At 66.4% G+C, this 18,874-nt stretch carries 17 protein-coding genes; 11 read left to right on the top strand and 6 right to left on the bottom strand.

The genetic code is table 11. From position 1 onward, the window contains the following. Positions 1-109: 109 nt before the first annotated feature. From AC0MAZ_RS17310 to AC0MAZ_RS17330, 5 genes are all read left to right on the top strand, one after another. Positions 110-1,015, top strand: a complete 906-nt coding sequence (locus AC0MAZ_RS17310; protein ID WP_475858697.1) for a LysR family transcriptional regulator — start codon at positions 110-112, stop codon at positions 1,013-1,015. Beyond that, positions 1,003-1,824 (top strand): aldo/keto reductase, encoded by an 822-nt coding sequence (locus tag AC0MAZ_RS17315; RefSeq protein WP_475858698.1) that lies wholly within the window; start codon positions 1,003-1,005, stop codon positions 1,822-1,824. The genes AC0MAZ_RS17310 and AC0MAZ_RS17315 overlap by 13 nt, the downstream gene beginning before the upstream one ends. Positions 1,825-1,928: 104 nt before the next feature. Further along, positions 1,929-2,627 (top strand): AzlC family ABC transporter permease, encoded by a 699-nt coding sequence (locus AC0MAZ_RS17320; protein ID WP_203646253.1) that lies wholly within the window; start codon positions 1,929-1,931, stop codon positions 2,625-2,627. Continuing rightward, a complete protein-coding gene (locus AC0MAZ_RS17325) occupies positions 2,624-2,938 on the top strand; it encodes an AzlD domain-containing protein (protein ID WP_234563033.1) in 315 nt (104 codons plus the stop codon). Before AC0MAZ_RS17320 ends, AC0MAZ_RS17325 begins: the two co-directional genes overlap by 4 nt. Beyond that, complete coding sequence (locus AC0MAZ_RS17330; protein WP_475858699.1) at positions 2,935-3,768, top strand: AraC family transcriptional regulator; 834 nt, start codon at positions 2,935-2,937, stop codon at positions 3,766-3,768. Before AC0MAZ_RS17325 ends, AC0MAZ_RS17330 begins: the two co-directional genes overlap by 4 nt. On the opposite strand, the gene AC0MAZ_RS17335 is transcribed toward AC0MAZ_RS17330, so the two are convergent. Continuing rightward, positions 3,728-4,537, bottom strand: coding sequence for an AraC family transcriptional regulator (locus AC0MAZ_RS17335; RefSeq protein ID WP_203646251.1), 810 nt, complete (start codon positions 4,535-4,537; stop codon positions 3,728-3,730). The genes AC0MAZ_RS17330 and AC0MAZ_RS17335 overlap by 41 nt on opposite strands. Before the next feature lie 108 nt (positions 4,538-4,645). Between AC0MAZ_RS17335 and AC0MAZ_RS17340 the strand changes: the two genes are divergently transcribed. Both AC0MAZ_RS17340 and AC0MAZ_RS17345 read left to right on the top strand, forming a co-directional pair. Beyond that, a complete protein-coding gene (locus tag AC0MAZ_RS17340; RefSeq protein ID WP_203646250.1) occupies positions 4,646-5,797 on the top strand; it encodes an MFS transporter in 1,152 nt (383 codons plus the stop codon). Positions 5,798-5,812: 15 nt separating this feature from the next. Continuing rightward, a complete protein-coding gene (locus AC0MAZ_RS17345) occupies positions 5,813-6,040 on the top strand; it encodes a hypothetical protein (protein ID WP_023630605.1) in 228 nt (75 codons plus the stop codon). 123 nt (positions 6,041-6,163) lie between these two features. Here AC0MAZ_RS17345 and AC0MAZ_RS17350 read toward each other — a convergent pair whose 3' ends face one another. The 5 genes from AC0MAZ_RS17350 to AC0MAZ_RS17370 form a co-directional block, all read right to left on the bottom strand. Beyond that, entirely contained in the window at positions 6,164-6,646 is a 483-nt protein-coding gene (locus tag AC0MAZ_RS17350) for a copper chaperone PCu(A)C (protein WP_234563032.1), read from the bottom strand. Continuing rightward, positions 6,647-7,255: an SCO family protein gene (locus tag AC0MAZ_RS17355; RefSeq protein WP_203646248.1), complete on the bottom strand. Its 609-nt coding sequence runs from the start codon at positions 7,253-7,255 to the stop codon at positions 6,647-6,649. A 295-nt stretch (positions 7,256-7,550) separates the two neighbouring features. After that, positions 7,551-8,135 (bottom strand): Fe-S biogenesis protein NfuA, encoded by a 585-nt coding sequence (gene nfuA / locus AC0MAZ_RS17360; RefSeq protein ID WP_023630602.1) that lies wholly within the window; start codon positions 8,133-8,135, stop codon positions 7,551-7,553. Positions 8,136-8,192: 57 nt separating this feature from the next. Further along, the gene (locus AC0MAZ_RS17365) at positions 8,193-9,227 is read right to left on the bottom strand and encodes an acyltransferase family protein (protein ID WP_475858700.1); all 1,035 of its coding nucleotides are present in this window, start codon (positions 9,225-9,227) and stop codon (positions 8,193-8,195) included. Between the two features lie 262 nt (positions 9,228-9,489). After that, entirely contained in the window at positions 9,490-11,790 is a 2,301-nt protein-coding gene (locus AC0MAZ_RS17370; RefSeq protein ID WP_475858701.1) for a fatty acid cis/trans isomerase, read from the bottom strand. A gap of 173 nt (positions 11,791-11,963) precedes the next feature. Between AC0MAZ_RS17370 and metH the strand changes: the two genes are divergently transcribed. From metH to AC0MAZ_RS17390, 4 genes are all read left to right on the top strand, one after another. After that, positions 11,964-15,671: a methionine synthase gene (gene metH / locus AC0MAZ_RS17375; protein WP_475858702.1), complete on the top strand. Its 3,708-nt coding sequence runs from the start codon at positions 11,964-11,966 to the stop codon at positions 15,669-15,671. Positions 15,672-15,865: 194 nt separating this feature from the next. After that, positions 15,866-16,978: a saccharopine dehydrogenase family protein gene (locus AC0MAZ_RS17380; protein WP_475858703.1), complete on the top strand. Its 1,113-nt coding sequence runs from the start codon at positions 15,866-15,868 to the stop codon at positions 16,976-16,978. A gap of 1 nt (position 16,979) precedes the next feature. Beyond that, positions 16,980-17,459, top strand: coding sequence for a DUF2269 family protein (locus AC0MAZ_RS17385; RefSeq protein ID WP_475858704.1), 480 nt, complete (start codon positions 16,980-16,982; stop codon positions 17,457-17,459). Positions 17,460-17,623: 164 nt separating this feature from the next. Further along, entirely contained in the window at positions 17,624-18,778 is a 1,155-nt protein-coding gene (locus AC0MAZ_RS17390; protein ID WP_203652640.1) for a cysteine desulfurase family protein, read from the top strand. Positions 18,779-18,874: the final 96 nt, after the last annotated feature.

Raw genomic sequence — 18,874 nt, forward strand, 5'->3', positions numbered from 1 at the left:
CCTTTTGTAGTTGTTGGAACCGTACGGTCATCTTCACTGTAGTCGACTGATTTGTTAATTTTGTTTTCGTCATCGATTGATAACTTTTACAAAACAAAGGGCCCGCCCCATGAACGTCAAGCAGCTGCGCGCCTTCGTCACCGTGGCCAAGTACCAGAGCTTCGCCCAGGCCGGCGAGCACCTGCATGTATCGCAACCGGCCCTGAGCCTGACCATCAAGGCGCTGGAGGACAACCTCGGCGGCGCCCTGCTCACCCGCACCACCCGCAGCGTCAGCCTGACCCCCGAGGGCGAAGTGCTGCTGCCCCTGGCCCGGCGCCTGCTGGCCGACTGGGACGACACCGAGGAGATGCTGCGCCAGCGTTTTACCCTGCAGCTGGGGCGGGTCTCGGTGGCGGCCATGCCGGCCTTTGCCGGCAACCTGCTGCCGCAGTCGCTCAAGGTGTTCCGCCAGCGCTACCCCAAGGTCAACGTCACCGTGCACGATGTGATCAACGAGCAGGTGCTGGAACTGGTGCGCCACCGCCGCGTCGAACTGGGCATCGGCTTCGAGCCCGAGAGCAGCGAGGCGCTGCGCTTCCATCCGCTGTACCTGGACCGTTTCGTCGCGGTGGTGCCCGCCGACTCGCCCCTCGCCCGCCAGCCCCAGGTGCGCTGGCCGCAGCTGCTGGCCGAGGATTTCATCGCTCTGCAACGGCCTTCCGCGGTGCGCCTGCTGCTGGAGCAGCACCTGGCCGCCAACCATGGCAAGCTGGCGGTGGCCTTCGAGAGCCACCAGCTGTCGACCATCGGTCGCATGGTCGCCAGCGGCCTGGGCGTGAGCGCGGTGCCGGCGCTGTGCATCGGCCAGATGCAGGAGCTCGGCGCCCGCTGCGTGCCGTTGGTCGAACCGACCGTGGAGCGGCGCATCGGCGTGATCGCCCTGAGCGATCACAAGCTGTCCAGGGCCGCCGAGGCGCTGCTCGATGTATTGCTGACCCATACCCATCCACAGGAGGTGACATGCGTTACGTGAATCTGGCGGGTTCCCGCGTTCCGGCCATCGGCCAGGGCACCTGGTACATGGGCGAGGACCCAGGCCGCAGGGCCGCCGAGGTGGCGGCGCTGCAACAGGGTATCGAACTGGGCCTGGGCCTGATCGACACCGCCGAGATGTACGCCGAGGGCGGTGCCGAGCGCGTGGTCGGCCAGGCCATCGCCGGGCGCCGCGACCAGGTGTTTTTGGTCAGCAAGGTCTATCCGCACAATGCCAGCCGGCGCGGCGTGCCCGCCGCCTGCGAGCGCAGCCTCGAACGCCTGGGCACCGACTGCATCGACCTGTACCTGCTGCACTGGCGCGGCCAGTATCCGCTGGAGGAGACCGTCGAGGCCTTCGAGCGCCTCATCGAGCAGGGCAAGATCCGCCGCTGGGGCGTGTCCAACTTCGACCTCGACGACCTGCGCGAGCTCGACAACCCCGCCTGCGCCACCAACCAGGTGCTGTACAACCCGGCCGAGCGCGGCATCGAGTTCGACCTGCTGCCCTGGAGCCAGCAGCAGGGCCTGCCGACCATGGCCTACTGCCCGCTGGCCCAGGCCGGGCGCCTGCTGCGACATCCCGTGCTGGGCGATATCGCCGCACGCCATGGCGCCACGCCGGCCCAGGTGAGCCTGGCCTGGGTCACGCGCCAGGAGGGCGTGATCGCCATTCCCAAGGCCACCGACCCGGAGCATGTGCGCCTGAACGCGGCGGCGGCAGGGCTGATATTGAGCGAAGCAGACCTGCGGGCCATCGACCAGGCCTTCCCCGCGCCGACCTGCAAGCAACGCCTGGCAATGGTCTGAACCCCTACAGGGGCCGGCATGATCGACAACAAAGCAAGATCGTTCAAGCCGCCCCCGCGCCGCTCTGTCATGCTGGCCTGCCCTGTCGATTCGTTGTCGTTCCCATGTCCAGCCCACCGCTCGCCCGCAATGCCTTCCTTCACGGCGCCATCGCCATCCTGCCGCTATCCCTGGCCGTCGCGCCCTGGGGCCTGCTGGCAGGCTCCATGGCCATCGAGGCCAACCTCAGCGCCTGGCAAGGCCAGGGCCTGTCGGCCATCGTCTTCGCCGGCGCCGCGCAGTTGGTGGCCATCGGCATGCTCAAGGGCGGCGCCAACCTGCTGTCGATCCTGCTCACCACCCTGCTGCTGACCTCGCAGCACCTGCTCTATGGGCTGTCCATGCGCCCGGTGATGTCCGGCTTGCCGACCCGCTGGCGCCTAGGCCTGGGCTTTCTGCTCACCGACGAGTTCTTCGCCCTGACCAGCCACCACGACCAGCAGCAGTTCAACCGCTGGTACGCCCTGGGCGTCGGCCTGACTTTCTATGTGGCCTGGAACCTGTTCACCCTGGCCGGCATCGTCCTCGGCCAGAACATCCCGCACCTGGACCAGCTGGGCCTGGACTTCTCCATCGTCGCCACCTTCGTCGCGCTGATCGCGCCGCTGGTGCGCAACCTGCCGACCGTGGTGTGCGTGGCGGTGTCGCTGTTCTGCTCGGTGCTGTTCAGCTACTGGCACTGGGAAACTGCCCTGGTGGTGGCAGGCTTGCTGGGCATGGCCGCTGGCTTTATCTGCCAGAAATTCTCCGGAGGCCGCTCATGATCTGGCTGCTGATCGTCGCCATGGGCGCGGTGGTGTTCCTCAACCGCTACGCCTTCCTTGAACCGCGCCTGCCGCTGCGCCTGAGCTCCAATGCGCGGCAGTTCCTCGGCTTCGCCGTGCCCGGCATGCTCACCGCGATCTGCGGGCCGATCATCTTCCTGCCCGGCCACCAGCTCGAGCTGAGCCTGCTGAACCCTTACCTGCTCGGCTCGCTGGTGGCGATCGCCCTGGTGCTGTTGACCCGCAGCGTGTTGCTGAGCATGCTGGCGAGCATGCTGATCTTCTTCCTCCTGCGCAGCTGGCTGGCATGACCACGCCCCTGCGCGAACAGGCCCACCTGTGGCAGGCGCCCGCCCTCGGCGACGTCGAGATGCTGCACGCCCGCTACATCCAGCAGCGCTTCGCCCCGCACGTACACGAAGGCTACGTGTTCACCGTGATCGAATCCGGCGCCCAGCGTTTCTGGCACCGTGGCAGCGAGCACCTGGCGCCGGTCGGCAGCATGGTGCTGATCAATCCCGACGAGCTGCACACCGGCGCCACCGCCCACGAGGCGGGCTGGCGCTATCGCGGTTTCTACCCCGAGCACGAGCGGGTTACCGGCGTGCTCGACGAGCTGGAACTGGGCCGCCACGGCCTGCCCCGGTTCAAGGACAGCGTGATCCAGGACCCGACCCTGGCCGCCGCGTTCAGCCAGCTGCACCAGTTGTCCGAGTCCTGCGCCAGCGCCCTGGAGCAACAGACCGCCTGGCGCCAGGCGGTGCTGGCGCTGGTGCAGCGCCACGGCCACTGCGCCGAGCCCGCCGCCCCCGGCAACGAGCCGCTGGCCGTGGCCCGCGCCCGCGAACTGCTGGAGAGCCGGCTGGCCGAGCCGCCCTCGCTGGAAGCCCTGGCGGCGGCGGTGAACCTGTCGCCGTTCCACTTCGCCCGGGTGTTCCGCCAGGCCACCGGCCTGCCGCCCCACGCCTGGCTCAAGCAGCGCCGCCTGGCCCGCGCCCGCGAGCTGCTGCGCAGCGGCCTGCCGGCACTGGAGGTCGCCGTCACCCTGGGCTTCGCCGACCAGAGCCACCTCAGCCGCCAGTTCAAGCAGGCCTATGGCGTTACGCCGGGGGCCTATCGCCAGGCCTGTCTGGGCCTGTAGCTGCGCCCCGGTTCCAGGCGCCTGGCGTGATGCCGGTCATGCCGCGAAAGAACGCAATGAAGGCACTGTCGCTGGCGAAGCCCAGGTCGTCGGCGATGGCGCCCAGCGGCCGCTGCAACGCCAGCTGTTCCATTGCCCGCAACAACCGCCACTGCTGGCGCCATTGCTGATAGGACATGCCGGTATCCCGGCGCAGCAGGCGGCTGATGGTCTTCTCGCTGGCGCCAACCTGCCGCGCCAGTTCACCCAGCGCTGGCGGCAGGCGCTCGAGCCGCTCGACCAGCCCAACCAGGCGGCGATCGCCTGGCAGTGGCAGGAACATCGGCTGGCGCGGCGCCAGGCGCAATTCGCCCAGACACAGCGCCAGCAGGTGCACCTGGTCACCTCGGTCCCAGGCCGTGTCGAACGGCGCCTGGGCAATGCGTTCGAGCAGTTCGCGCAGCAACGGGTTGACGCTGATGATCGTCACGTCGTCGGGCAGCTCCACGTTGAGCACGGCGCTGAAATACAGCGAGCGGTAGTCTACCGTTTCGCGCATGCGCGCCCGATGCTCCAGCCCCGCCGGAATCCACGCAGCCTGGGTCGGTGGCAGCAGGCACAGGCGTCCGGGCGTCTGGATGCGCACGCAGCCCTGGCGGGTGAACAGCACCTGGCCGCGGCCATGGCGGTGGCGCCCCGAGTCGTGGTCGCCCAGAGCCGAGCAGATGCCCAGTACCGGCGCGTCGAAAGCATCGGGGTCGAAGTGGGTGTCGGGAGCTAACCAGGCCATGGCTGTAATTGTCCGATTTCAACGATAGAGCAACGGAATCGCGATAATAGCTCACGGCACAACGTCCCTACCATGAGCGCCCGTTTGTGCTGCAAGGCGTTCACTCCCATGCTTTCCCGTTCCTGGCTGGCCCTGGCCACCGCCCTGCTGATGTTTCCGCAAGTCGCCGAAACCCTCTACAGCCCTGCCCTGGTCTCCTTGGCCGAAGCATTCGCCGTCAGCGCTGCCCAGGCTTCGCTGACCCTGTCGCTGTACTTCGTCGCGTTTGCCGTCGGCGTGCTGGCCTGGGGGCGTGCCTGCGACCTGTGGGGGCGGCGCCCGGCCATGCTTGCCGGCCTGTCGCTCTATACCACCGCAGCACTGGCGGCGCTGCTGGCGGTCGACTTCAGCCAACTGCTGCTGGCGCGGATCGTGGCGGCCTTCGCGGCGGCGGTGGGCTCCGTGGTCACCCAGACCATCCTGCGCGATCGCCACGCCGGCCCTGAACTGGCCCGGGTGTTCTCGTTGATCGGCGTATGCCTGGCGCTCAGCCCGGCGCTCGGGCTGATCAGCGGCGCCTGGCTGGACCGGCTGTTCGGCTATCACGGTGTACTCGCCGGCCAGTTGCTGATGGCCGCGCTGCTGCTCGCCTGGACCTGGCGCGGCCTGCCCGAGACGCGCCCCGCCGCGCAGGCGACGCCCGCGCTCGGCCAGGTGCTGCGACGCCTGCTGCGCGACCGTCGCGTGCTGCTGGCCAGCGCCCTGGTGGCAGTGTTCAACATCAGCGTGTTCAGCTGGTACAGCCTGGCGCCGTTTGTTTTCGAGCGCCTCGGCGCCAGCCCGTGGATGGGCTACTCCGGCGCGGCGCTGGCGCTCGGCTCGCTGCTGGGCGCGCGACTCAATGCACGACTGTTGCAGCGCGGGGTGGCCACGGCGCGCCTGCTGCGCCTGGCGTGCCTGCTCGACCTGCTGGCGGCGCTGGCACTGCTGGGGCTGGGCGACAGCCTGTGGACGGTGCTGGCCATGGCCCTGGTGATGTTCGCCTTCGCCATGGCGATTCCGCTGGTGCTGGGCTCGGCGCTGGTCGACTACGCCGACTGCCGTGGCACGGCGGGCGCGTTGTTCGGCTTGTTCTACTACCTGCAGATTGGCGCGGGACTGCTGCTGGCGGGTGCCTGCCAGGCTATGGGGGCGACGCTGTTTGTCTGTGCGCTGGCGGGCTGGGCACTGGCCATCGGCTACGAGCAGCCTGGCCGGGCGCTGCTACACTCAAGGGGCTGAATGGAGGATCGCGTCATGTCCGAACGAGAAATCACCACGCTCCTGTCGCTGATGAGCCAGCGCCAGGCCTGCCTGAGCAGCGCCTGCAAGGAGATCGCCGACTGGATCGACCGCCAGGGCGATGTGCCCGCCGCCGGGAAGATCCGCGCCAGCCTGAAGGCGCTGGAGGCCGAGGATGCACAGGTGCGCAAGACCCTGACCTCGCTGAACATCGAACGGCCGTTGCCACGTTTTCGTAGCTGACGGGCCGCTGGGGCTGCTTTGCAGCCCGTTCGCGGCACAAGGCCGCTCCTACAGGGGACTGCGATTTCCTCTGTAGGAGCGGCCTTGTGCCGCGAACGGGCGCAAAGCGCCCCCGATCCACGATCAGTGGTTCATATGCATATGGTCATGCCCACCGCCGGCCTCGGCGTTGAGCGCGCGCACCGGTGCCTGTACCTGCAGGGTTTCCTTGGCGCCCTTGGCATCGATGATGGTCAGGGTCAGCGGTACCTGCTCGCCTTCCTTCACCTGCTGGTTCAGGCCCATCAACATCACGTGGTAGCCATTGGGGTCCAGCTTGACGGGCTTGCCCGCCGGCAGCGCGATGGCATCGACAGGCCCCATCTTCATCACATCGCCGTTCATGACCATCTCATGCACCTGCACGTCCTTGGCCACGGGTGAGGCGACGCTCACCAGCTTGCTGTCGCTGCTGGCAGTCAGGGTCATGAAGGCGCCGGTCGATTGCTGGTGCGGTACGCTGGCGCGCACCCAGGCGTCGCTCACGGTGGTCTGGGCGAACGCCGGCAGGGTCATGCCCAGCAGGGCCAGGGCGGCCAGACCGCGTTTGATCGGTTGCATCGACATTCAGCAGATCTCCATCAGGGTGACCAGGTCCTCGGCACATTCCTTGGCGTTCAGGGAATGGCCCAGGCTCAGGCGCAGGGTGCCACGTGTGTCGTAGACGTAGCTGGTGGACGAGTGAGAGACAGTGTAGGTGTCGCCGGCCGGGACCTTTTCGTAGAACACCTTGAATTCCCGGGCCACCTCGGCGATTTCCTCGGGGGTACCGGTCAGGGCAACGATCGACGGGTCGAAGGCCTTGACGTAGGCATCGAGTATCTCGGGGCTGTCGCGCTCCGGATCCAGGGTGATGAACACCGGCTGGAACAGGTCACGGTCACGGCCGCGCAGGATCTTGCGGATCTGCGCCACGCGCGCCATGGCGGTCGGGCAGACGGCCGGGCACTGGGTGAAGCCGAAGAAGATCATCGGCATCGAGCCGTAGAAACTCGACAGGGTGCGCTCGTTGCCTTGAGTGTCCTTGAGCTTGAATTTGCGCCCGAGGATCTCGTTGCTCATGTTCTTGCCGTACTTGAAATCCAGGCCCCGGGCCGGGTTGCAACCCGCCAGCAGGCCAAGCCCCAGTACGCCCATCCCGGCGACAACCGCGCGCCGGGTCAACAGATCATTCATGGAACCATCCTTTACAGGGAAGGTGCCGACCCCTGGGATGGGCCGGCCAGAAAACCGGGGCATTCTGTCACGCCACCCCTGCACCATCCACCCGATATCCGGCCGACCAGGCTGCAGCCCTTTGTTTACGGGGCGCGACCGGTTGTCGCAGGGGTTGAATCCGTAACACTTTGTTGCTAGGGATCAATGCACAACACCTGAAAACATCGCGGGGCAAGCCCGCTCCCACGCATTGATCCAGGCATGGCCCAGGCGTGGGAGCGGGCTTGCCCCGCGATGGCGTCACCACTGGCGATCAGTAGTACGCGTTTTCCTTCTGGCTGTGGTCGGTCACGTCACGCACGCCCTTGAGCTCCGGAATGCGTTCGAGCAGGGTGCGCTCGATGCCTTCCTTCAGCGTCACGTCGGCCTGGCCGCAGCCCTGGCAGCCGCCGCCGAACTGCAGCACGGCGATGCCGTCGTCGACCACGTCCACCAGGCTCACGGCGCCGCCGTGGCTGGCCAGGCCCGGGTTGATCTCGGTCTGCAGGTAGTAGTTGATACGCTCGTTGATCGGGCTGTCTTCGTTGACCATCGGTACCTTGGCGTTCGGCGCCTTGATGGTCAGCTGGCCGCCCATGCGGTCGGTGGCGTAGTCGACCAGCGCGTCCTCGAGGAACGGCACGCTGACTGCGTCGAGGTAGGCGGTGAAGCTCTTCAGGCCCACCGGCTGGTCGTCGGGTTTCTCCTCGCCCGGCTTGCAGTAGGCGATGCAGGTCTCGGCGTAGGTGGTGCCCGGCTGGGTGATGAAGATACGGATGCCGATGCCAGGCGTGTTCTGCTTGGAGAGCAGATCGGCCAGGTAATCATGGGCGGCGTCGGTAATGGTTATAGCGCTCATGGAAGTTCCTCACAGACTTGCCGGCAGTGTACGCCAACCCGGCCCTCGAACAAAGTCCTAGCATTTGACTCGGGATAGCGCCAGCGCAGGCTCCTGGGCGCCACGCCCCGCGAATCCGGCCTTGAGCCGCCCGTATAGGCCACGCTCCAGCCAGTGGTAGCTGAGCCACGACATTAGTCCGATTGACGGCACGCACAAGGCGAACACCAGGTACGGATTCAGGCGCAGGCGTTCGCTGGCGAACAGGCCGCCATACAGCACCAGCACATGCACCAGGTAGACCGAATAGGAGCAATCCCCCAGCGCCTTGAGCACCCGGTTACCCTTGAAGAATGGCTCCAGGGCGATGAACGCCAGCACCACCAGGGCGCTGGGCAGGCCCCAGTGCAGGAGGCGCTGCGAGGCGTCCAGGTGATACAGCGCATACCCCGCCACGCCGAGCAGCCCCAGCGGCAGCCACAAGCCCTGGCGAATCAGCCCGCGGCGGTACAGCACGCCCAGGCCAATGCCCAGCAGGAACTCGTAGACGATGTCGTTGCTGTAGAAGCGGCTGAGCACGCCGAGGCGGCCCAGTACCTCGCTGACCAGCAGCAGCGCCGCCGTCACCAACAGCAGGTGGTGGCGCTGGCGCACCAGGAACGCCAGGCCGAACAACAGGTAGAAGAACATCTCGAAGTTCAGCGTCCAGCCGACATTGAGGGTCGGATACAAGCCGTAGCCACCCGGATTCTCCGCCGGGATGAACAACAGCGACAGCAGCAGGTGCTGCCATTCGAACACCTGGTGCGGCATCCAGCGGCTGGCGACCAGCATCAGCGCTGCCATCAGCAGGGTATAGAACCAGTAGGCGGGCACGATGCGCAGGGCGCGGTTGAGCAGGAACTGTGCGGGCGCGATGTCCTTGTCGCGGGTCGAGAGGTAGATCACCAGGCCACTGATGACGAAGAAGATGTCCACCCCCACCGCGCCGCGGTCGGCGAGCAGTTGGCCGAAGGGGCCGGTGGCGTGGAAGTCGAAGAAGATCTGCATGAAGTGGTGGCAGACCACCACCCAGGCGGCGAATGCCCGAAGAGCCTGAAGCGAATACAGCATGAAAAACCCTGCGTTGACCGGTGCGTTGAGGCTTCGGCAATCAGGCTATGTCATCGCGGGGGTAGGAGCGGCCTTGTGCCGCGAAAGGGCCGCTGCGCGGCCCCAGCAATCTTTGCAGCGTTGCTGGAGGCCCCTGGGGCTGCTTTGCAGCCCTTTCGCGGCACAAGGCCGCTCCTACCCCGGCGATGGCTGCAGAGCCATTTCAACCGAAACCATCCAGCAGTTCCGACCGCAACAGGCCGGGAAAGTCCCGGCCAACCGATCAGAGGTTCTCGTAGCGGTTCATGTCCAGCACCCCCGCCTCCACCGGCTCGGTCTGTTTGATGTAGCTGTTCAGGTCATGGAAGTAGCGCCAGAACTCGGGATGGCTGCGACGCACGCCCCAGCGCATGACGATGCGCTCGAACTTCGCCGTGTCGTCCCGCGCCGCTTCCATGTCCTCGACGAACTCCGGCACATCGGCCACCGGGATGTTGAAGATGAAGTTGGGGTAGCTGCTGAGCACGCCCGGGACCAGGGTCAGGGTGTCCAGCCCCGGCTGGTAGCGGTAGGCCTCGCCGAGCAGGAACGCCACGTTGCTGTGGGCGCGGTTGCGCAGCAGGCTGTAGACCTGGCGATGACCGCCCTGCCCTTCGATGCGCAGCATGGTCGCCTCGGGCAGCTGGCCGATCACCTTCAGGCCCGCGGCCGGGCGCGACACCAGGCGGCTCAACGACTGCTCGACGTCGCGAAACTCCTGGGACAGCCCGGGTCGCGAGCAATAGGCGCCCTGGCAGCGGTTGATCGGGTCGGGGGCCACGTTCAGGCTGCCGGTGCGCTGCAGCAACTGCAGGCCGAAGTCACGCTTGGGATCGTGCTTGTCCAGCTTCAGCGCGCTCGGGGTGCTGGTGTCGATGTCCTCGTAGTCCATCCACATCTTCACCTTGCCACTGTTCTGGTACCAGTTGCCGAGGATCTCGCTACGCTTGCCGGCCGGCATCAGGCGCAGGAAGTTGACCTCGGCGCCATTGCGGATCAGGTCGAAGTACAGGCGTGTCTGCAACTGGTGAGAAACGTTGCCGAACACGTCGAAGTTCACCGCCAGCTGGTAGTAGGTACGCTCGAACAGCGGGTAGTCGAACAGCCACATGGTCAGCGGCACGTCACCGATCAGGCCCTTGGTCACCGAGGCGCTGTCGAAGTGGCGGAAGATGCTCAGCAGCGCGTTGTCATTGCCCGCCCACAGGGTCGACCAACTCGGCGCCGGCTGCTCGGCATAGGCCTCGCGGCGCAGCGCCTCGTACTCGTTGCGTTTGTCGCGGTAGGCGTGCCACAGGCTCAGCACGCTGCCGACGTCGTCGATCTGCCCGGGCATGGCCAGCAGCGGCGTGGCCTCGCCCCGGTACTCGGCATCGGTGATGTACAGGTCGTGGGCCGGCTCCTGGAACAGTGCCCAGAAGTTGTCGCGGATCACGTCGGTGGCGATCTGGCCACGGCATACCGGGCCGCGAATGAAGGTGCGGACGAAGTACTCGGCGTTGTCCAGCATGAACTGGTAGCGGGCCACCGCCGGGATCGCCTCGAAGGTCTCGAACGGGTTGGCGCGGTGGCGCGGGCCGTAGCCGGGCAGCGACGAGGCATGCCAGTCGCCGCTGTAGAACAGCTGCTTGACCCGCTTGAGCTTCTGCGGCCCCATCGGGTAGGTGATGTGGGTCTTGTGGACGATCACCCCCTGCACCGGGATCAGCCGGTAGTAGAAATCGGTGCCTGGCGGGTCGTTGGGGCGACGGGTGGCGATCAGGTCTGCCGGCTGGCCGCTCGGCGTGCGCGAACGCACCCACTGGAAGAAGTGGCCCGGCTCGCCGCCGACGAAGTGGATGTGGGCGAGGAACAGGTGCTCGTACAGCCAGCGGCCGACCAGTGCCTCGGTCGAACCGGGGCGGTTGAGCAGCTCTTCCCAGTCGGCGATCTGCTTTGCCTCGACCGCGCTGGGCTGGATCGGCGTCTTCTCGACCGGAGCGCCAGCCGCCAGCCAGCGCTGCAGGGTCTGGTACTCCTGGTCGGTCAGGCCGGTGACCGCCAGCGGCATGCCCTCTTTGGGGTGGGCGCCGGCGTAGGCGTCGAACTCGTGGGGCAACGGGCACATGTTGTTGCGGTTGAGCCCCAGGACGATCTCCTCGGGCAGCTTGGCATTGGGCGTGAGCGGGGTCTTGTGGCCCAGCTCGAGCATGCGCGCCATCAGCGCGGCCTGGCTGCCCTGCTTGTCCAGCACCGAGTAGAAGCCCTGCTTGCGCCAGCCGGCTTCGTCACGGGCATCGTAGAACAACCGCGTGGTGGGCACCGCCTGGCTGCGCTCGCCCTGGTAGACCGGCACCTTGGAAGCACCCCGCTCGGCGCCCTCGGCGCTGCCCAGGTTGAGCTGGCAGGCAGCGTCGTTGCAGGCGTGGCAGGCCACGCACTTCTCGGTGAAGATCGGTTGGATATCCCGGGTGTATGAAATCGTCGGGCTCGCTTGGGGGGCCTGCCCGAACGCCGCGCCACTGATGAGCAAGGCGAAGGCGCTGGCAAATATGCGATGCAGCATGTGCCGAAAGTCCTGGTTACTTGAAGCCATCACGATGTGCCTGGCGGGTCCTGAGGTGTTGGGGCGCCGCACCAACATGAAGTAAATTCATGCAAATCGGCGGTACGCCTAAAATCCGTGCAGCTTTGTTATTATTCGGCACCTTCTGATATTCGCCCGACCAGGTAGTTCCTATGTCCGACCGCAGCGCTCGTTACCAAGCACTCCAGAAAGCACTCAAAGAGCGCATCCTGATCCTCGACGGCGGCATGGGTACTATGATCCAGAGTTACCGCCTCGAGGAACACGACTATCGTGGCACGCGCTTCGCCGATTGGCCAAGCGATGTCAAAGGCAACAACGATCTGCTGCTGCTCAGCCGCCCGGATGTCATCGCCGCGATCGAGAAAGCCTACCTGGACGCCGGCGCCGATATCCTCGAGACCAACACCTTCAACGCCACGCAGATTTCCCAGGCCGACTACGGCATGGAAGCGCTGGTGTACGAGCTCAACGTCGAGGGCGCGCGCGTTGCCCGCCAGGTGGCCGACGCCAAGACCCTCGAGACCCCGGACAAGCCGCGCTTCGTCGCCGGCGTGCTCGGCCCGACCAGCCGCACCTGCTCGATCTCCCCCGACGTCAACGACCCAGGCTATCGCAACGTCACCTTCGATGAACTGGTGGAGAACTACATCGAGGCCACCCGTGGCCTGATCGAGGGCGGCGCCGACCTGATCCTGATCGAGACCATCTTTGACACCCTCAATGCCAAGGCGGCGATTTTCGCCGTGCAGCAGGTGTTCGAGGAGGACGACGTCGAACTGCCGATCATGATCTCCGGCACCATCACCGACGCCTCCGGCCGCACCCTGTCTGGCCAGACCACCGAAGCCTTCTGGAACTCGGTGCGCCACGCCAAGCCGATCTCCGTCGGCCTGAACTGCGCCCTGGGCGCCAAGGACCTGCGTCCGTATCTGGAAGAGCTGGCGACCAAGGCCGACACCCATGTGTCCGCCCACCCCAACGCCGGCCTGCCCAACGCCTTCGGCGAGTACGACGAGACCCCGGCGGAAATGGCCGCGGTGGTCGAGGAGTTCGCCGCCAGCGGCTTCCTCAACATCATCGGCGGCTGCTGCGGCACCACCCCGCCGCACATCCAGACCATCGCCGAGGCGGTCGCCAAGTACAAGCCGCGGGCGATTCCGGACATCCCCAAGGCCTGCCGCCTGTCGGGCCTGGAGCCGTTCACCATCGATCGCCAGTCGCTGTTCGTCAACGTCGGCGAGCGCACCAACATCACCGGTTCCGCCAAGTTCGCCCGGCTGATTCGCGAAGAGAACTACACCGAGGCCCTGGAAGTCGCCCTGCAGCAGGTCGAGGCCGGCGCCCAGGTGATCGACATCAACATGGACGAAGGGATGCTCGACTCCCAGGCCGCCATGGTCCGCTTCCTCAACCTGATCGCCGGCGAGCCGGACATCTCCCGGGTGCCGATCATGATCGACTCCTCCAAGTGGGAGGTGATCGAGGCCGGCCTCAAGTGCATCCAGGGCAAGGGCATCGTCAACTCGATTTCGATGAAGGAAGGCGTCGAGCAGTTCAAGCACCACGCCCGCCTGTGCAAGCGCTACGGCGCCGCCGTGGTGGTGATGGCCTTCGACGAGGTCGGCCAGGCCGACACCGCCGCGCGCAAGCGCGAGATCTGCCAGCGCAGCTACGACATCCTGGTCAACGAGGTGGGCTTCCCGCCGGAAGACATCATTTTCGACCCGAACATCTTCGCCGTCGCCACCGGCATCGAGGAGCACAACAACTACGCGGTAGATTTCATCGAGGCCTGCGCCTACATCCGCGATCACCTGCCGTATGCCCTGAGCTCGGGCGGCGTGTCCAACGTGTCGTTCTCGTTCCGCGGCAACAACCCGGTGCGCGAGGCGATCCACTCGGTGTTCCTCTACCACGCGATCCAGAACGGCCTGACCATGGGTATCGTCAACGCCGGCCAGCTGGAGATCTATGACGAGATCCCCGCTGCCCTGCGCGAGAAGGTCGAGGACGTGGTGCTCAACCGCACCCCGCACGGCACCGACGCCCTGCTGGCGATTGCCGACGACTACAAGGGCGGCGGGGCCACCAAGGAAGTCGAGAACGAAGAATGGCGCTCGATGCCGGTGGACAAGCGCCTCGAGCACGCGCTGGTCAAGGGCATCACCGCCTACATCGTCGAAGACACCGAAGAATGCCGCCAACAGTCGGCACGTCCCATCGAAGTCATCGAAGGCCCGCTGATGAGCGGCATGAACGTGGTCGGCGACCTGTTCGGCGCCGGCAAGATGTTCCTGCCGCAGGTGGTGAAGTCCGCCCGCGTGATGAAACAGGCCGTGGCCCACCTCATTCCGTTCATCGAGGAAGAGAAAGGCGACAAGCCGGAGGCCAAGGGCAAGATCCTCATGGCCACGGTCAAGGGCGACGTGCACGACATCGGCAAGAACATCGTCGGCGTGGTGCTCGGTTGCAACGGCTACGACATCGTCGACATGGGCGTGATGGTCCCGGCCGAGAAGATCCTGCAGACCGCTCGCGAGCAGAAGTGCGACATCATCGGCCTGTCCGGCCTGATCACCCCGTCGCTGGACGAGATGGTCCACGTCGCCCGCGAGATGCAGCGCCAGGACTTCCACCTGCCGCTGATGATCGGTGGCGCCACCACCTCGAAAGCCCACACCGCGGTGAAGATCGAGCCCAAGTATTCCAACGACGCCGTGGTCTATGTCACCGACGCCTCGCGCGCGGTGGGCGTGGCCACCCAGCTGCTGTCCAAGGAGCTCAAGAGCGGCTTCGTCGAGAAGACCCGCCAGGAATACGTCGAGGTGCGCGAGCGCACCGCCAACCGCAGCGCCCGCACCGAACGCCTGAGCTACGCCCAGGCCATCGCCGCCAAGCCGCAGTACGACTGGGCCGGCTACCAGGCCGCGGTGCCCTCCTTCACCGGCGTCAAGGTGCTGGAAGACATCGACCTGCGCACCCTGGCCGAGTACATCGACTGGACGCCGTTCTTCATCTCCTGGGACCTGGCCGGCAAGTTCCCGCGCATCCTCACCGACGAAGTGGTCGGCGAGGCTGCCACGGCGCTGTACAAGGACGCCCGCGAAATGCTCGACAAGCTGATCGACGAGAAGCTGATCAGCGCCCGCGCGGTGTTCGGTTTCTGGCCGGCCAACCAGGTCGAACACGACGACATCGAGGTGTATGGCGGCAACGGTGACACCCTGGCCACCCTCCACCACCTGCGCCAGCAGACTATCAAGCCCGACGGCAAGCCGAACTGGTCGCTGGCCGACTTCGTCGCGCCGAAGGACAGCGGCGTGACCGACTATGTCGGCGGTTTCATCACCACCGCCGGCATCGGCGCCGAGGAAGTGGCCAAGGCCTACCAGGACAAGGGCGACGACTACAGCTCGATCATGGTCAAGGCCCTGGCCGACCGCCTGGCCGAGGCCTGCGCCGAGTGGCTGCACGAGCAGGTGCGCAAGGAGCACTGGGGTTACGCCAAGGACGAGCACCTGGACAACGAGGCGCTGATCAAGGAGCAGTACAGCGGTATCCGCCCGGCCCCCGGCTACCCGGCCTGCCCGGACCACACCGAGAAGGAAACCCTGTTCCGCCTGCTCGATGGCACCGCCATCGGCGAGACCGGCCCGAGCGGCGTGTTCCTCACCGAGCACTTCGCCATGTTCCCGGCGGCAGCAGTCAGCGGCTGGTACTTCGCCCACCCGCAGGCGCAGTACTTCGCCGTGGGCAAGGTGGACAAGGACCAGATCGAGCGATACAGCGCGCGCAAGGGCCAGGATGTCAGCGTCAGCGAACGCTGGCTGGCGCCGAACCTGGGCTACGAGGGCTGAATCCGGCCCTGCGCTGCCCCCTCTGTGTAGGAGCGGCCTTGCGCCGCGAAAGGGCTGCGTAGCAGCCCCAGGATCTCAGTGTTGATGCAACGATCGCTGGGGCCGCTCTGCGGCCCTTTCGCGGCGCAAGGCCGCTCCTACAGGGAAATGTAAGTCAGCTTTTCCTTCCCCGACACATGCACAAGGACCCCCGCATGTCCCGCAGAATCCTGGTGATCGGCGCCTACGGCAACTTCGGCCGGATCATCTGCCGCCACCTGCAGCAGATGCCCGCCGTGCAACTGGTGATCGCCGGCCGTAACGCCAACAGCCTCGCCCAACTGGCCACCCAGCTGAGCGGCAGCGAAAGCTGGTGCGGCGACGCCATGGCCCCCGGCTTCGCCGACGCACTGCGCGCCCTGCGCATCGACTGGGTGATCCATACCGGCGGCCCCTTCCAGGGCCAGCCCTACAGCGTGGCCGAAGCCTGCATTGAGGCCGGCGCCAGCTATTGCGACCTCTCCGACTGCCGGGTGTTCGTCAACGGCATCGAGCGCCTGGACGCCCGCGCCCGCCAGGCCAATGTCGCGCTGCTCAGCGGCTGCAGCTCGGTGCCAAGCCTGTCGTCGGCGATCCTCGACGAGCAGCGCCATCACTTCAGCCGCATAGACCGTATCGAGCACGGCATTTCCTCCTCGGCGAAGATGCCCGGCCTGTCCACCATCGAGGGCGTGCTGGCCTACGCCGGCCGGCCGATTCGCCAGTGGCGCGACGGACGCCCGCACACCGTCGACGGCTGGCTCGGCCTGCAGTTGCGCCACCTGCCCGGCCTGGGCTGGCGCCTGCTGAACAACGTCGATGTGCCGGACATGGACATCTTCGCCGAGCGCTACGGCGCCCGGGACCTGGCGTTCAAGGCCGGCTCCGGGCTCATGGCCGGTGGCCTGGCCAATGCCGCGCTGGCATTGCTGGTCAAGTACGGCCTGGTGCGCGATCCGCTGCCCTGGGCGCGGCGTCTGCATCGCCTGGGCGGCCATTTCGAGCGCTTTGGCGATGGCATGAGTGCGATGTACCTCGATGTCCGCGGCCTGGACATGCAGGGCCAGCCACTGCGCCTGCAGGCCCAGGTCAGCGCCCGCGACGACAAGGGCCCGGAAATTCCCAGCTGCGCGGCGGTGGCGCTGATGGCCAGGGTCATCGAGGGCTACACCCCAGCCCCGGGCGCCCGCCCCTGCGTCGGCGAGATCAGTGTCGAGCAGTACCTGGCGGCCATCGGCGAACCGGACAAGGTGCGCTACAGCGTCAGCTTCCAGCACGGGCGAGGCTGAGATGAGCTACCTGCTGCTCAAGTACCTGCATGTGATCGCTGCCGTATTCCTGTTCGGTTTCGGCATGGGCTCGTACCTGTACCTGATCGCCGCGAACCGCAGCCGCGATCCACGGGTGATCGCCGCCGTGGCCAGGATGGTGGTGCGCTTCGATGCCTGGATCACCACACCCGCCGGCGTCCTGCAACTGCTGACCGGCTACGCCATGGTCAGCATGACCGGCATGCCGTGGTCCACGGGCTGGCTGCGTGGCGCACTGCTGATCTTTTTCACGGTGGGCGCCCTGTGGCTGCCGGTGCTGCTGTTGCAGACGCGCATGCAGCGCCTCGCGGCCCAGGCGGTCGAGCATGGCACCGCGCTGGGTGAGGACTATCAGCGGCTGTACCGCCCCTGGCTGTGGATGGGGGTGGCGGGGTTTGCCGGCATGTTCCTGCTCGTGCTTGTGATGATCACCAAGCAGGCACCGTGGCAATGGCTCTGACCCAGGGAAGAAAAAAATTCTAAATACATAGCGAAAAAGAATAGAATTTTTTTCGAAAATCGCCCTGGAACGGGAAAAAGAAAAAACATTCATATCGGCAGTTGCCTAGGATGATGTCCATGGATGCCGACAGGCGGCGTCCACGCACGGACCCGCCCGCGATCATGCCCAGCACCCCGCTCTACTTCGATTACGCCGCCACCACTCCGGTCGATGACCGGGTCATTGCCGCCATGCTCACCTGCCTGGGACGCGAGGCGAACTTCGGCAACCCCGCCTCCAGTGGCCACGCCCACGGCCAGGCGGCCCGCGAGGCCGTCGAACAGGCCCGCCAGCAGGTGGCCATGCAGGTGGGCGCACTGCCCGACGATCTGGTCTGGACCTCCGGCGCCACCGAATCCAACAACCTGGCGCTCAAGGGCGTCGCCCAGGGCTTCGCGCAGCCGGGGCACCTGCTGACCAGCCAGCTCGAACACAAGGCCATCCTCGACACCGCCGCCGAACTGGAGCGCCAGGGCTGGACAGTGACCCGCCTGGCGCCCGACGCCCATGGCCTGATCCAGGCCGAAGCCGTGCAGGCCGCCTTGCGCCCGGACACGCGCCTGGTGTCGCTGATGGCGGTGAACAATGAACTGGGCACGGTGACTGACTTCGCCCGTATCGGCCAGCTGGTCCGCGAGCATGGCGCGCTGCTGCATGTGGACGCGGCCCAGGCCGTGGGCAAGGTCCGCATCGACCTGGCGCACCAGGCCGTCGACCTGATGTCGTTCTCGGCGCACAAGGTCTACGGCCCCAAGGGCATCGGCGCCCTCTACGTCGGCCCTCACGCTCGCCCGGTCATGCGTGCGCAGATGCACGGTGGCGGCCATGAACGCGGCCTGCGTTCCGGCACCCTGGCCACCCACCAGATCGTCGGCATGGGCAGCGCCTTCGACTTGGCCGGCCAGCCCGGCGAGACGGAGTACCAGCGCCTGGAACAGCTCGCCCGGCGCCTGCGCGACGGCCTGCTGGCCTTGCCCGGAGTGACGCTCAATGGCTGCGCGATGCAGCGTATTCCCCACACCCTCAACCTGCGCATCGACGCCAAGGGTTTCAACAGCCTGGCCCTGGCCGGCGAGCTGGCGCTGTCCACCACCTCGGCCTGCAACTCGGCGAGCAACGCGGCGTCCCATGTGCTGCTGGCTCTTGGCCTCGACGAGCACCAGGCGCGCAACAGCGTGCGTCTGAGCCTCGGGCGCTACACCAGCGAAGCGGACGTGGACACGGCGCTGGCGGTATTCGGCCGGGTTGTCGGAGCAGCAGCGGTGGCACTCTGGTAAGACACGCTGCAATCCCTGCAGGTCAAAATGGTGCCGGTGATACAGTCTCCACGTTGACCGCAGGGTCACAACCTTCTTCTGTACCTTGCAGCAATA

The organism is Pseudomonas sp. A (genome assembly GCF_056270345.1).

Coding starts and splice junctions, on each gene's coding strand:
- AC0MAZ_RS17380 (WP_475858703.1), top strand. CDS start 15,866: ATGTCCCGCAGAATCCTGGTGATCGGCGCCTACGGCAACTTCGGCCGG.
- AC0MAZ_RS17370 (WP_475858701.1), bottom strand. CDS start 11,790: ATGCTGCATCGCATATTTGCCAGCGCCTTCGCCTTGCTCATCAGTGGC.
- AC0MAZ_RS17320 (WP_203646253.1), top strand. CDS start 1,929: ATGTCCAGCCCACCGCTCGCCCGCAATGCCTTCCTTCACGGCGCCATC.
- AC0MAZ_RS17330 (WP_475858699.1), top strand. CDS start 2,935: ATGACCACGCCCCTGCGCGAACAGGCCCACCTGTGGCAGGCGCCCGCC.
- AC0MAZ_RS17385 (WP_475858704.1), top strand. CDS start 16,980: ATGAGCTACCTGCTGCTCAAGTACCTGCATGTGATCGCTGCCGTATTC.
- AC0MAZ_RS17355 (WP_203646248.1), bottom strand. CDS start 7,255: ATGAATGATCTGTTGACCCGGCGCGCGGTTGTCGCCGGGATGGGCGTA.
- nfuA (WP_023630602.1), bottom strand. CDS start 8,135: ATGAGCGCTATAACCATTACCGACGCCGCCCATGATTACCTGGCCGAT.
- AC0MAZ_RS17345 (WP_023630605.1), top strand. CDS start 5,813: ATGTCCGAACGAGAAATCACCACGCTCCTGTCGCTGATGAGCCAGCGC.
- AC0MAZ_RS17350 (WP_234563032.1), bottom strand. CDS start 6,646: ATGTCGATGCAACCGATCAAACGCGGTCTGGCCGCCCTGGCCCTGCTG.
- AC0MAZ_RS17365 (WP_475858700.1), bottom strand. CDS start 9,227: ATGCTGTATTCGCTTCAGGCTCTTCGGGCATTCGCCGCCTGGGTGGTG.
- AC0MAZ_RS17310 (WP_475858697.1), top strand. CDS start 110: ATGAACGTCAAGCAGCTGCGCGCCTTCGTCACCGTGGCCAAGTACCAG.
- AC0MAZ_RS17390 (WP_203652640.1), top strand. CDS start 17,624: ATGCCCAGCACCCCGCTCTACTTCGATTACGCCGCCACCACTCCGGTC.
- metH (WP_475858702.1), top strand. CDS start 11,964: ATGTCCGACCGCAGCGCTCGTTACCAAGCACTCCAGAAAGCACTCAAA.
- AC0MAZ_RS17325 (WP_234563033.1), top strand. CDS start 2,624: ATGATCTGGCTGCTGATCGTCGCCATGGGCGCGGTGGTGTTCCTCAAC.
- AC0MAZ_RS17335 (WP_203646251.1), bottom strand. CDS start 4,537: ATGGCCTGGTTAGCTCCCGACACCCACTTCGACCCCGATGCTTTCGAC.
- AC0MAZ_RS17340 (WP_203646250.1), top strand. CDS start 4,646: ATGCTTTCCCGTTCCTGGCTGGCCCTGGCCACCGCCCTGCTGATGTTT.
- AC0MAZ_RS17315 (WP_475858698.1), top strand. CDS start 1,003: ATGCGTTACGTGAATCTGGCGGGTTCCCGCGTTCCGGCCATCGGCCAG.